The organism is Cupriavidus sp. 05T41 (genome assembly GCF_056396525.1).
The window spans coordinates 1-12828 of record NZ_JBFTLQ010000139.1 but is presented as its reverse complement, the minus strand read 5'-3'; the positions used below and the strand labels follow the sequence as shown (position 1 = coordinate 12828).

Annotated in this window: 8 protein-coding genes, 2 tRNA genes and 5 pseudogenes; 4 read left to right on the top strand and 11 right to left on the bottom strand. The window is 66.4% G+C overall.

The features are described 5' to 3' along the window. Positions 1–171, top strand: a pseudogene (locus tag AC1DKV_RS38770) (sarcosine oxidase subunit beta); the annotation flags it as partial. Between the two features lie 190 nt (positions 172–361). Here the strand turns inward: AC1DKV_RS38770 and AC1DKV_RS38765 are convergent. Together AC1DKV_RS38765 and AC1DKV_RS38760 are read right to left on the bottom strand one after the other, a co-directional pair. Beyond that, positions 362–1783, bottom strand: coding sequence for an aspartate ammonia-lyase (locus AC1DKV_RS38765; protein ID WP_477139561.1), 1422 nt, complete (start codon positions 1781–1783; stop codon positions 362–364). A 29-nt stretch (positions 1784–1812) separates the two neighbouring features. Continuing rightward, the gene (locus tag AC1DKV_RS38760) at positions 1813–2997 is read right to left on the bottom strand and encodes an amidohydrolase (RefSeq protein WP_477139560.1); all 1185 of its coding nucleotides are present in this window, start codon (positions 2995–2997) and stop codon (positions 1813–1815) included. A 274-nt stretch (positions 2998–3271) separates the two neighbouring features. On the opposite strand from AC1DKV_RS38760, the pseudogene AC1DKV_RS38755 reads away from it, so the two are divergent. Together AC1DKV_RS38755 and AC1DKV_RS38750 are read left to right on the top strand one after the other, a co-directional pair. Next, positions 3272–3692, top strand: a pseudogene (locus tag AC1DKV_RS38755) (TonB-dependent receptor plug domain-containing protein); the annotation flags it as partial. 101 nt (positions 3693–3793) lie between these two features. Continuing rightward, positions 3794–4075 (top strand): annotated as a pseudogene (locus AC1DKV_RS38750) (isocitrate/isopropylmalate family dehydrogenase); the annotation flags it as partial. Positions 4076–4951: 876 nt separating this feature from the next. Here AC1DKV_RS38750 and AC1DKV_RS38745 read toward each other — a convergent pair. Beyond that, a pseudogene (locus AC1DKV_RS38745) lies at positions 4952–5161 on the bottom strand (ISKra4-like element ISBte1 family transposase); the annotation flags it as partial. Positions 5162–5175: 14 nt separating this feature from the next. On the opposite strand from AC1DKV_RS38745, the gene AC1DKV_RS38740 reads away from it, so the two are divergent. Beyond that, entirely contained in the window at positions 5176–5370 is a 195-nt protein-coding gene (locus AC1DKV_RS38740; protein WP_441622514.1) for a tyrosine-type recombinase/integrase, read from the top strand. A 105-nt stretch (positions 5371–5475) separates the two neighbouring features. On the opposite strand, the gene AC1DKV_RS38735 is transcribed toward AC1DKV_RS38740, so the two are convergent. From AC1DKV_RS38735 to AC1DKV_RS38700, 8 genes and pseudogenes are all read right to left on the bottom strand, one after another. Then, positions 5476–5551 (bottom strand) — tRNA-Gly (locus tag AC1DKV_RS38735). 5 nt (positions 5552–5556) lie between these two features. Next, positions 5557–5632, bottom strand: a tRNA-Asn gene (locus tag AC1DKV_RS38730). A 134-nt stretch (positions 5633–5766) separates the two neighbouring features. Then, positions 5767–6696 carry a carbohydrate kinase family protein gene (locus AC1DKV_RS38725; RefSeq protein ID WP_441622503.1) on the bottom strand — a complete coding sequence of 310 codons (930 nt, stop codon included), beginning with the start codon at positions 6694–6696 and terminating at the stop codon, positions 5767–5769. Positions 6697–6728: 32 nt separating this feature from the next. Next, positions 6729–8360 (bottom strand): glucose-6-phosphate isomerase, encoded by a 1632-nt coding sequence (gene pgi / locus AC1DKV_RS38720; RefSeq protein WP_441622501.1) that lies wholly within the window; start codon positions 8358–8360, stop codon positions 6729–6731. Positions 8361–8425: 65 nt separating this feature from the next. Next, the gene (zwf, locus tag AC1DKV_RS38715) at positions 8426–9916 is read right to left on the bottom strand and encodes a glucose-6-phosphate dehydrogenase (RefSeq protein ID WP_477139562.1); all 1491 of its coding nucleotides are present in this window, start codon (positions 9914–9916) and stop codon (positions 8426–8428) included. Positions 9917–10008: 92 nt separating this feature from the next. Then, on the bottom strand, positions 10009–11007 hold the full coding sequence (locus tag AC1DKV_RS38710) for an ABC transporter substrate-binding protein (protein WP_441622499.1): 999 nt from the start codon (positions 11005–11007) through the stop codon (positions 10009–10011). Between the two features lie 35 nt (positions 11008–11042). After that, positions 11043–12080, bottom strand: coding sequence for an ABC transporter permease subunit (locus AC1DKV_RS38705; RefSeq protein WP_477139559.1), 1038 nt, complete (start codon positions 12078–12080; stop codon positions 11043–11045). 134 nt (positions 12081–12214) lie between these two features. Then, positions 12215–12808, bottom strand: a pseudogene (locus tag AC1DKV_RS38700) (ATP-binding cassette domain-containing protein); the annotation flags it as partial. Positions 12809–12828: the final 20 nt, after the last annotated feature.

Below are 12828 nucleotides of genomic sequence, written 5' to 3'. Positions count from 1 at the left end.
GTGCCCGGCCTGTACTACGCCTTCGGCTTMAATGGCGAGGGCTTTGCGATMAGCCCCGGCGTGGGCGAAACCATGGCGGAGCTGATCGCCACGGGCCGTACCTCGATTCCGCTGGAGCCTTATGCCATCGGGCGCTTTGCGCGTGCGCAGGTGCTGCTGGAAACGCATTGATGCTCCTCTCTCCTGCTTGCGGGAGAAAGGCCGGGGGTGAGGGCAGGCGCATGGCAAGCATCTCGGCGTACCACTTCGAGGATACGCCCGCCCTCACCCCTGCCCMTCTCCCATTGGGACCCATTGGGAGAGGGGTGCAAACACTCGCAGTTGCAGCTTTGTCAGCCGTCTCTACTCCGCCTCTTTGCTATCAGGCCTTGGCTACCGCCCGAGGCGCCACCATGTTCTCCGGGCGGAGGATCTCGGCCAGAAGCTCATTGCTAATGAGCTTMTCTGATTGCACGAGCTCCACGACGGTGCGACCTGTTTCCTGAGCTAGCCTTGCGATCCGCGTGGCATTCTCATATCCAATGTATGGATTGAGTGCTGTCACAATGCCAATTGACCGCTGGACCAGCGCGGAACACTGATCCGGATTCGCGGTAATGCCCTCGATGCATTCGCGGTCCAGCATACGCACCGCCCGATCGAGTAGCCGGATGGAGTCAAAGAGCTTATATGCAATGAGGGGCTCCATGGCATTGAGCTGCAACTGACCAGCCTCGGCCGCCAGGGTAAGCGCGGCATCATTGCCTGCAATTTCATACGCCACCTGGTTCATCGCCTCCGGRATGACCGGATTGACTTTGCCGGGCATGATCGAGCTGCCAGGCTGGCGCGGCGGAAGGTTGATTTCCGCAAGGCCAGCCCGGGGACCGCTCGACAGCAAACGCAAGTCATTGCTGATTTTCGAGAGCCGCAGGGCGGTCCTCTTGATCAGACCTGAAAGCAATACGAAATCGCCCATATCCGATGTCGCCGCAATGAGGTTGGATGCGGAACAAATCTGGAACCCGGAGAGCTCCGACAATTCCTCGATGGCGATCGCCTGGTAGCTCGGGTCGGCGTTGATGCCAGTGCCGATCGCCGTACCACCTAGATTAACGGCGCATAGCGCTGCCGGGATGAGCGCGCGAAGCTGCTCGAGGTCCGCGGATACGGTGTCAGCCATGGCACGGAACTCCTGTCCAAGCGTCATCGGAACCGCATCCTGGAGTTGGGTGCGGCCCATCTTCAGGATGGCGTCGAACTGCTCCGCCTTGCTCGCCAGGGTCGCAGCGAGGTKGCTGAGGCTCTCCAATAGCGGGAGATGGGCAAGCAGCAGGCCCACACGGATGGCGCTTGGATACGCATCATTAGTCGATTGCGACATATTGATGTCGTTATTGGGATGGAGGTGCCTGTAATCGCCCTTTTCTTGTCCCAGGTGTTCCAGTGCACGGTTGGCAAGCACTTCATTGACATTCATGTTAGACGAGGTTCCCGCGCCGCCCTGGATCATGTCAACAACAAACTCGTCATGTAACGCACCGTCAATGACTTCCGCGCATGCCTTTGCAATGGCGGCATGCTTGGCCGMATCCAGCAGGCCGATCCGGTAATTGGCATTGGCGGCCGCATGTTTGACAAGGGCCAGCGCTTTGACCAATTCCGCGTACTCGCCAATGCGGCGGCCGGAGAGATGAAAATTCTCCTTTGCTCGCAGCGTTTGCACGCCGTAGTACAAGGTGTTATCGAGGCTTCGGACGCCCAGGAAGTCTTTCTCCTGGCGAGTGGATTGAAGTGTGGTCATGGTGTGGCTGAAGTGCTGAGCGGTTGAAATTACGGCGCGGTCGCCAGCGCACGCAGGGCGACTTCGCAGAACCAGCGCATGCCCAACGGCAGCGCATCGTCGTTGAAGTCGTAGCAAGGGTGGTGCAGCGGACGCTCGCCGTCTGGCCCCGGTTCGGCACGGCCCTGGCCGAGCCAGAGATAGGCGCCGGGCTTTTGCTGCAGCATGAAGGCAAAGTCTTCCGAGGTGAAGGCGGCACGCGGAGCGATCTGTGCCTGCAAGCCGATGGCTCGTGCCGCGTCCAGGGCCAGCGCGGCCTCGGCCGGCGTATTCACGGTGGCCGGGTAGTAACGCACGTAGTTGACCTCAACCTGCGTGCCGCTCGCCCGCGCCACGCCATCGGCCATGGCACGCAGCGCGGTCTCKATGCGGTCCTGCGACGCGGCATCGAAGCTGCGCACCGTGCCGGTGATCTGCACTTCGGCCGGCAGCACGTTGTGGCTGTGCCCGCCCTCGATGCGCGTGACCKACAGCACGGCCGATTCGCCGGGGTCGATGCGGCGCGCCACGATGGTGTGCAATTGCGACACGAGCTGGCTGGCGGCAAKGATGGCGTCGGGGGTGTGGTGCGGTTGCGCGGCATGACCGCCGCGCCCGCGCAGCACGATGTCGAACCGGTCGGCGGCCGCCATGATGGCGCCGGGGCGCGTCTGGGCGTGACCCAGCGGCAGGTCGGGCCAGTTGTGCAGCGCATAGACGCTGTCGCAGGGAAAGCGCTCGAACAGGCCGTCTTCGATCATCCGGCGCGCGCCGCCCTGGCCTTCTTCGGCCGGCTGGAAGATGAAGTGCACCGTACCGTCGACGCCGGTGCGCGCAAGCTGCCGAGCGGCGCCGACGAGCATGCTGGTATGGCCATCGTGTCCGCAGCCGTGGTGCTTGCCAGGCGTGCGGCTGGCATGAGGCGCGCGGCCAAGCTCCACCATGGGCAGCGCGTCCATATCTGCGCGCAGGCCCACGGTCCGCTCGCCCTGGCCGCCGCGCAGCGTGCCCACCACGCCGGTGCCGCCAATGCCCTCGTGCACCGTAAGGCCCAGCAAACGCAACGACTGCGCCACGATACCTGCCGTGCGATGCTCCTCGTAGGCCAGCTCAGGATTGGCATGCAGGTCGCGGCGCAGCGCGACCAGGTCCGGCAGCAGGTCGGCCACCGGTTCGGCGATCATGCCCCAGGTCACAGGCCTACCTCCGAAGCGTCAACGAGCTGCGCCACCGTGTGAAAGTGGTAGTCCAGAGTAGGGACCTTGAAATCCCGAAGGGCCATGAGAACGCTCCTGAAAGGTTGGATGCCAAGAAGACACAGCACAGCCGGGCAGTCATGCTGCGTGGCACAAGCTTAAGAGCAGTCGCACCGACGATGGTGCCGATCGCAGCGCGCCGCACCGCAGTGAATTGCGTTTTGCCGCAGCGTACGAGCAGATTGTTGGGCCGCCTCAAATGGATCCAGCGGTCGAGTCAGTGCGCGTGCTCACCTCGGAACTGATTGACGATCTGGGCGCGACGGCTTGCCGACACCGTCGACTATGTGAGCGGCATTGCCCGCCTCAATGACTTTGGCGGAACCTGGGACACCTACGCCATCCGCGGCTTCAGCAGCACGGATATGGGATACCTGATGAACGGTTTTCCCGGATCACGCGGATACAATCCGATGCGCGACGCCTCAACGGTTGAGCGCTTCGAATTCCTGAAGGGTCCCGCTGCGGCGCTGTACGGCAGCAGCGAACCTGGCGGCACCATCAATATCGTCACGAAGAAACCGAGGTTCACCCGCGCCACGACGGCGGAACTCAGTGCCGGGACGCTTGGCTTCGCACGCGCCACGGTCGACACCACCGGCCCGATCAACGACAAGGTGGCATATCGCCTGAACGACGCATGAAAACCAGCGTAATGTTGGCGCCCATCTTCAGGATGAGGTTTCGCTTGGAGAGCGATGGAAGCTGCTGGCGGGCGTCCGGTTCGACAACTACCGAGCCGGTGCATGGCTCTGCGCCCGACATCGATGGGAAGAATCTGGCGAACCCCATCGGGATAATCTGGTCAGGCACCATGATGCTCGATTTCCTCGACACGGATGGCGATGCAGGGCGGAAGGCGCACGATGCCATACTCGTAGAGCCGGCCATGCCGCAACAACCGCTATCGAGCAGCGTCCAGTTGGCGCCCATGCGCTTGAGCAATGTCTGCTCGCCCTGCGTGCCGAACAGCGATTTCTGGTGGCAGTGCGCGTGGATCAGGACGTCGATCTCGTAGCGCGGCGGCTGGTAACCCTGGTCGGCCAGGAAGTCCGCCAGCAYCCAGGTCCGCGACGCCAGCCGCCTAGCGCGGGGATCGTCCGGGAAGTGCCGCAGGAGTTCGTCCTTGAATACTGACATGCAGCCGGGTTCAAGCCCCACGATGGCGGCCTCGCTTTCGTCTGAATCGAAGTAGGGCGCGAGGGAATCCAGGATATCGGCAAGCTTGGCTTTGGCCATATCCAGCAGGCCAAAGTCATAAAGCGKACGGCCGCAGCACAGCTTGCGTTCCGGCAACACGGCGTGGAAGCCCGCGTGCTGCAAGACCTTGGTCGCGGCCATGGCGATTTCCGGATGGAAGTTCTCGCAGAATGTGTCGACCCACAGGATCACGGGCTTCTGCGCGGGGGCATCGGCCACCGCGACGTGAGCCGCAGTCCTGCCCCGGTACGCTGCAAGTTGCGCCCGGAAGGGCGTGGTGGCGAACTGGKGCAGTTCACGGCTATMGGCCACGCCTGCAATGCGCTTGGCGATGGCGCGMAGCACCGGTGTCTGGGTAAGAAAGTTGGCCAGGCGTRGCACGCGCGCGGCAAAGGGCGCCCACTCCCCGATACGGCCCATAAACCAGGCCTGGCGCGGGCGGCGCTTGTCTTCGTAGTAGTGCGAAAGTAACTCAGCCTTGTAGGCGGCAATGTCCACATGGGTGGGGCAATCGCTGCGGCAGCCCTTGCATGAGAGGCAGGTATCGAGCGCCTCCTTGACCGGCTCGCTGCGCCTGAGAACCGGCCGGTCGACATGACCGCAAAAATGTCCGTTTCAACTTGGAAGCTGCCGTTGGGGCTGCGCGGGGCCGAACGGCAGAAGAGGGTTGCGGATTCAACCGGTCAACGCAACAGAGATCCCAGCCCAGGCTTTCCAGTCGGCGCAATGCCGGATGCGGGCAGCCGTGCCACAGGTGCCACTTGGCGCCATGCAGCGCCTTGATCAAGGCTGCGTTGCTAGGACCGTCGTCGCAGCGTGCCGGCCTGCCCTTGATCATCTGTTCGAGGTTCTGTACCCGCATGGCGATGTGGAACCAATCGAGAGCGTACTCACCGCGATCACCAGGCTGAGCCTGTTATTTCAGCTGCTAATACACATGGGATAGGTGCATCCTGCCATCGCGTCCGCCACACGACCGGAGCGAAATTGATGCGAGTGACGAAGAACCCGAAGCTTGTTCAGCTTCCGCTTGGACATACGAGTCTCAATACGACGATGAAGTATGTCCACCCCGATATCGACGAGATGCGGGATTTGGTTTCGTATCTTTAGCGGATGGAATGTTGGCAGCTACGGGAGGTTCGGGCACCCTCTCGATTGGGAGGCGACCTGATGCGGGCGCTCTCACGATACCCTGGCGGGTAAATCTTGCCATTTTGGAGCGGGAAACGAGGCTCGGACTCGCGACCTCGATCTTGGCAAGGTTGCGCTCTACCAACTGAGCGACTCCCGCTTGTTTGGCTCCCCGACCTGGGCTCGAACCAGGGACCTACGGATTAACAGTCCGGCGCTCTACCAACTGAGCTATGGGGGAACAAACACCGCAATTGTGAATCGTGAGGAGGCCGGATTGTACACCAGTATTGGAAAATGTTGGCCAACAAATCTTTGCCCCCGACGTCGTCCCTTCCGGGGCACCGCGGGAMGAACGCGTAGCGCATGCCGTTCTCAGGCGGACAACGCAGGCTCGCCCAGTAGCGCCCGCACCTCGTCCTGCGTGGGCGCGTAGGCCCCGGCCCGGGTCGCCGCGATGGCCGCGGTGGCCGCCGCCCAGCAAGCCTGGCGCTGTGGCGTGGCCTCGGGATCGAGCAGCAGCCCCGCCATCCATCCGCCCATGGCTGCGTCGCCACAGCCCACGGTATCCACCACCGCTACCGCGAAGGCCGGCTGCTCGCAGGCACCGTCGGCGTGCAGCAGCGTCATGCCCTGGGCGCCGCGGGTCAGCAGCACGCTGGCTTGCGGCGCCAGCGCGCGCAGCGCGGCCAGCGCGGCGGCTTCGTCCAGCGCGGGATAGAGTCCGCGCAGATCCTCGTCCGACACCTTGATGTGGTCGGCCAGACCCGCCAGGTGGGCGAACACGGCCTGATAGCCGGGCTCGCGCATCGGCGCGCGGAAATTGGGATCGAAGGCGATGCGCTTGCCCGCCGCCGCGGCCAGCGTCGCCTCTTCGCACAGGCGGGCGGCCAGCGGCTGGCGCGCCAGGCTCAGCGAGCCGAAGTGCACGGTGCGCGCGGCCTGTCGCCAGCCCGGCGGCAACCTGGCGGGATCGAAGTAAAGGTCGGCGCTGTCGTCGCCGACGAAGAAATACTGGGGCGGATGCTGGGCGCCCACAAAGGCCAGCAGCGGCGAGCGCGCCACGCGCTGCAGATAGCGCGCATCGAGCCCGGCTTCGGCGCTGGCCCGGGCCAGCTGGTCGCCCAGCGTATCGACGCTGACCGCGCCCGCGAAGGCGGTCGGCACACCCAGCCGCGCGCCCACGCGCGCCACGTTCCAGCACGAGCCGCCCGGCAGGCCGAGCCAGTCCTGGCCACCCTGGTGGACCATGTCGGTGAGGGCTTCGCCGAACACCACATAGGTGGGCGATGGAGTTGTCGTCATATTGCTCTCGCTGTGTCGTGTGAGGCGGTGCCTCAGCCCTGCCAGTCGGACGAAGCGGCCAGCGCGCGGCGGATCAGGCCGGCGGTGGAGGCGTCGTGCGCCCGGGCCGGGCCGCCTTCGAGTTCGCTGGCGATGGGCGCGGCCAGTTGCTTGCCCAGCTCCACGCCCCATTGGTCGAAGGAGTTGATGTTCCACAGCACGCCCTGGACGAAGGTGCGATGCTCCGACAACGCGATCAGCGCGCCGAGATGCCAGGGGTCCAGCCGTTGCAGCAGCAGCGTGTTGCTGGGACGGTTGCCCTCGAACACCAGGTGCGGCACCAGCGCCTCGTCCTGCACGCCCAGCGCCCGCACCTCGTCGGCGGTGCGCCCGCGCAGCAGCGCCTCGCCCTGGGCGAAGCAGTTGGCCAGCAGCTTGCTGTGATGGCCGGGAACGGGAAACACCGGCTCCAGCGTGGCGATGAAGTCCACCGGCATCCAGTGCGAGCCCTGGTGCACCATCTGGAAATAGGCGTGCTGGCCGTTGGTGCCGGTGGTGCCCCACACCACGGGCGCGGTGCCGCGCTCTGCCACGCTGCCGTCCAGCTGCACCGACTTGCCGTTACTCTCCATTTCCAGCTGCTGCAGGAAGGCCGGCAGCAGCTCCAGCGGCTCGCAATACGGCGCCACGCAGCGGCTGGCGGTGCCGAGGAAGCTGCGGTACCAGACGTCGAGCAGGCCCAGGATCAGCGGCATATTGGCGCGCGGCTCGGTATCGGCGAAGTGCCGGTCCATGGCGCGCGCACCGTCCAGCAACTGGCGAAAGCGCGCAAAGCCCACCGCCAGCGCGATCGACAGGCCCACCGCCGACCACAGCGAGAAGCGCCCGCCCACCCAGTCCCAGAACGGGAACATATTGACGGGGTCGATGCCGAACGCCGCCACCGCATCGCGATTGGTGGAAACGGCCACGAAATGCCGCGCCAGCTTGTCCCGCGGCACGCCCTGGCGCAGGAACCAGTCGCGCGCGGTGTTGGCGTTGACCATGGTTTCCAGCGTGGTGAAGGTCTTCGAGCAGACCACCACCAGCGTGCCGGCCACGTCCAGCCGCGCCAGCACGCGCGCCAGGTCGCTGCCGTCCACGTTGGCGACGAAGTGCATGCGCGGGCCGGCGTCATCGAGATGGGCCAGCGCGCGGCACACCATGCGCGGGCCCAGGTCMGAGCCGCCGATGCCGATATTGACCACGTCGGTGATCACGCGGCCATCCCAGCCGCGCCACTCGCCACCGCGCACGGCCTCGGTGAAGCGTTCCATCTGCGCGAGTACCGCCGCCACCTCGCCGGCCACCGGCACACCCTGGGCCTGGAAGTCGTCTTCGGGTCGCGCGCGCAGCGCCACGTGCAGCGCGGCGCGACGTTCGGTGACGTTGACCGGCTCACCGCGGAACATGGCGTCGCGCCGCTCTGCCACCCCGGCCTCGCTGGCCAGCGCGAACAGCAGGTTCAGGGTGGTGTCGTCGACGCGGTTCTTGGCGTAGTCCAGCGTCAGGCCGGCAGCTTCCACCACGAAGCTGGCGCCGCGCGCCTCGCCCGCGCGGCCTTCGAACCAGTCGCGCAGGCGCGCCTGGCGGATGGTCTGCGCGTGGATCTGCAGGCGGTGCCAGCTGGGCAGGGATTGGGACATCTTCAATGCTCCTCGATGCTTGGGGAAAAACCGCGGCGGGCCATGCAAGGCACGCCGCGCACGACTCACAGTTCCTCGTGCCACACTGCGCCATCGCGCGACAGCAGCGCGCTGGACGAGGCCGGGCCCCAGGTGCCGGCGGTGTACAGCTTGGGCGACGTATTGTTCAGGTGCCAGGCCTGCTGGATGGGCGCGACCCAGCGCCAGGCCTGGGCCTGCTCGTCGCGCCGCACGAACAGCCCCAGGCGACCGCGGATCACGTCGAGCAGCAGGCGCTCGTAGGCGCCCATCTTGCGATCGTTGCGGTTGCCCTGCCAGCGCGGCAGCATGCGCTGCAGGTCCAGCGTGGCGGGTTGCAGCGCCTGCGTGTCGCCCGGCGCCTTGACCATGAAGTCCAGGCGGATGCTCTCCTCGGGCTGCAGGGTGATGACCAGGCGGTTGCCTGGCTCATRGTCGAGCGAACGCGGGAACAGCGAATAGGGCACGTCGCGGAACTGCACGACGATCTCCGCCAGGCGCTCCTGCATGCGCTTGCCCGTGCGCAGGTAGAACGGCACGCCGGCCCAGCGCCAGTTGGCGATCTCGGCCTTGATGGCGACGAAGGTCTCGGTCTGGCTGTCGGACGGGATGGCGGACTCGTTGACGTAGCCGGTCACCGCGTCGCCGCTGGCGGCGCCGCGGCAATACTGGCCGCGCACCACTTTCTCTGCCACCTCGTCGAGCGCGATGGGCTTGAGCGCCTTGAGGATCTTCAGCTTCTCGTCGCGGATGGCATCTTCCGACAGGCTCGAAGGCGGCTCCATGGCCACCATGCACAGCAGTTGCAGCAGGTGGTTCTGCACMATGTCGCGCAGCGCACCGATGCCGTCATAGAAGGCACCGCGCTTGTCCACGCMGATCTCCTCGGCAATGGTGATCTGCACGTCGCGCACCCATTCGCGCCGCCACAGCGGCTCGAACAGCGCATTGGCAAAGCGCATCGCCATCAGGTTCTGCACCGACTCCTTGCCCAGGTAATGGTCGATGCGATAGATCTGGTCCTCGGCGAAATGCCGCGACACCGCGGTATTGATGGCGTCGGACGAGGCCAGGTCGTGGCCCAGCGGCTTCTCCAGCACGATGCGCACGCCAGCGTGGTTCAACCCGGTGCGCGCCAGCTGGTCGCAGATCGGCACGAACAGGTGCGGCCCGGTCGCCAGGTAGAACACCACCACCGGCGCGGCCCGGCTGCGCACCACCTCGGCCAGCGCATCGAAGCCCTCCGGGGCATTGGCGTCCACCTGCAGATAGACGATGCGCTCCACGAAAGGCTGCCACGCTTCAGCCGCCGCGGCGGCGGGCAAGCCGGGACGCACCTTGGCTTCCAGCATCGCCAGGTAGGCATCCAGGCCGAGCGGCTGGCTGCCCAGCGCAAGGATGCGCCCGCGCGGGTGCAGCGATCCCACGCGGTGGGCATCGAACAGCGCCGGCAGCAGCTTGCGCGTGGCGAGATCGCCGGTGCCGCCGAAGAGGACAAAATCAAACTCGGGCACCGGGGCTACGGCTTTGCTTGGCATCATGTCACCAGTTGGTTGATATGGGTTGATATGGGTTGATATGGGTTGATATGCGTCGATGTCGGTTCGGTCGGATATGGCGCCGGCGCCGTTCAGCGCGGGGCCGCCCATCCTTTATAGTCGTTGACGTTGGCCCGCGTGACCAGCGCGGGCGCCAGCAGCACGGTGGCGCTGGCGGGCGCATGGCCATTCATCAGCCCCACGCCGATCTCCACCGCGGTCCGCGCGATGGCCCACGGGTCCTGGCTGGCCGAGGCCTGCACCAAGGTGTCGGCCTTCAGCGCGGCCTCGATGTCCGGCGCGCCGTCCACCGAGGCGATCGCGATGCCGCGCCGGTTCAGCTGGCGCGCGGCCAGGTCGGCGCCCACGGCCTGCGGGTCGTTGATGGTGAACACCGCGTCCACCTTGGGAAAGCGCGTCAGGTATAGCTGCATYACGTTGAGGCCGCCCTCGCGCGAGCCCTTGGCATCCTGGTCATCGGACAGGATGTGGATGCCGGGATGCTTGCCAAGCACCGTCTTGCAGCCCTTGACGCGGTCCAGCACCGCCGACACCGCCGGACCGTTCTGGATGATCAGGTTGCCTTGCCCGTTGAGCCTGTCGGCCAGGAAGCCGCAGGCCAGCGCGCCGGCCTGGATGTTGTCGGTCTGCACGGTGGCGTCGGCGCCGGCGGCAGCCACGTCCACCGCCACCACCACGATCCCGGCACGGCGCGCCTTCTTCACCGCTGGCTCGATGGCGCGGGCGTCGGCCGCGTTGATCAGGATCAGGTCCACCTTGGAGACGATGAAGCTGTCGATATGCGAGAACTGCTTGTTGAGGTCGTAGTCGGCCGACAGCACGGTGACCTTGGCGGCGGGGTTCACCTGCCTGGCGGCGGCCTCGGCGCCGCGCCCGAGCGCGACGAAGTACGGGTTGCCGAGCGAGCCTAGCGTGACGCCCACTTTCTTCAGTTGTCGTGCGGGCCCGGGTGCGACGACGGTGGCGGTAGCCGCCGATGCGTCCTGCGCGCCGGCGTCGCCGGGCTGGCACAGTGCCGCCAGGGACGCCAGGGCGGTCAGCGCCAGCGCCGTGAAAGATGATCTGGACATGTCGAGTCTCCTGTCGCCGTGGTTGCGCATGCCGCTCACGTGCGCGCCGAATCCTTGCGGCGGTAGCGGTCCAGCGCCACCGCGCCGATGATCACCAGGCCCTTGATGATGTATTGCCAGATGTCAGACACGCCCAGCAGCACCAGCCCGTTGGACAGCACCGCGATGATCAGCGCGCCAATCAGCGTGCCGGCGATGGAGCCCGTGCCGCCGACGAAGCTGGTGCCGCCCAGGATCACCGCGGCAATCGCATCCAGCTCGTAGGACTGGCCCAGCTGCAGCCCGTTGGCCGCGTACAGCCGCGAGGCCGACATCACGCCGCCCAGGCCGGACAGCAGACCCGATACGGCATACACGAACAGCAGCACCACCCACACCTTGATGCCCGACAGCCGCGCCGCCTCGGCATTGCCGCCCACCGCGTAGATCTGCAGGCCGAGCACGGTCCGGCGCAGCACGAACCACGACACCGCCACCACGGCGGCTGCGATCACCACCAGCCAGGGCACGCCCAGCACCTCGCCGTTGCCGATAAAGGCAAAGCCGATGTCAGGGTTGTAGATCGTGCCGTCCTGGCCCACCAGCCGGGCCAGGCCGCGCACCGCCGTCAGCGTGCCCAGCGTGACGATGAACGGCGGCAGCTTCATGAAGGCCACCAGCACGCCGTTGACGAGACCGAACAGCAACCCGCAGGCCAGCGCCGCCGGCACGCCCAGCGCGCCGAGCTGCGGCACCAGCGATACCAGCATGGCCACCACCGCCGAGATGGAAAGGATGGAGCCCACCGACAGGTCGATGCCGCCGGTCAGGATCACGAAGGTCATGCCCGCGGCCAGCACCATGTTGATGGACGCCTGCTGGGCCACGATGGACAGGTTCTGCAGGCTGGCGAAGTTGTCCGCCAGCAGCGAGAAGCCCAGGCACAGCAGCACCAGCACGGGCAGCATGCCGAGCGCGCGCAGGCGCTCCTGCGTGGTGGCGCGACCGTGCGCGGCGCGCTGGCCGGCTTGCGTGGTGGCCAGGACCGGCGCGGCGTTGGCCGAGCGGGCGGGATGGCGGATCKATTCATGCATGGCTGTCTCCTGCGCCGGCCGCCGCGTAAGCGCGGGCCGGCGTCGTTGTCACTGTGTGTCGCTGCGTATCTCTGTGCCGAACCGTGCCGGACTGTGCCGGACCATGCGGATCGGGGGCGGCTGGCGTGCCGCGCTCAATGCAATGGATGGCCGCCGGCCTGGGCGAACGTGCCGCCCGTGCCGCCCGGGCCGCCGTCGCGCGGGAACATCGCTTGTTCCGCCTCCTGCGCGGCCCCGGTGGCCAGGCTGATGATGCGTTCCTGCGTCTCGGCCGCGCTGGCACCGGGCAGCACTTCGCCGGCCAGCGCGCCCTCGCGCATCACCAGCACCMGGTCGCACAGGCCGACCACTTCGGGCAGCTCGCTGGAGATCAGCAGGATGGCCACGCCGCTCTCGGCCAGCGCGTTGATCAGGCGGTAGATCTCCGACTTGGCCCCGATGTCCACGCCGCGCGTGGGCTMGTCGAGGATCAGCACGCGCGGCATCATCTCCAGCAGCCGCGACAGCATCACCTTCTGCTGGTTGCCGCCCGACAGCGCGCCCACGTTGACCTGCGCGTGCGCCACGCGGATGCCCAGCATGTCGATGGCGGCGCTGGTGCGGCGGCGCGCGGCAGGCCGGTTCAGCCGGCCCAGGCCGAGCGCGTCGCGCGTGGCCACCATCAGGTTGATGTTCTCGTGCACGCTCTGGTCCAGKAACAGGCCCTGCAGCTTGCGGTCTTCGGTCAGGCTTGCGGTCTTCGGTCAGG

Coding starts and splice junctions, on each gene's coding strand:
- AC1DKV_RS38725 (WP_441622503.1), bottom strand. CDS start 6,696: ATGACGACAACTCCATCGCCCACCTATGTGGTGTTCGGCGAAGCCCTC.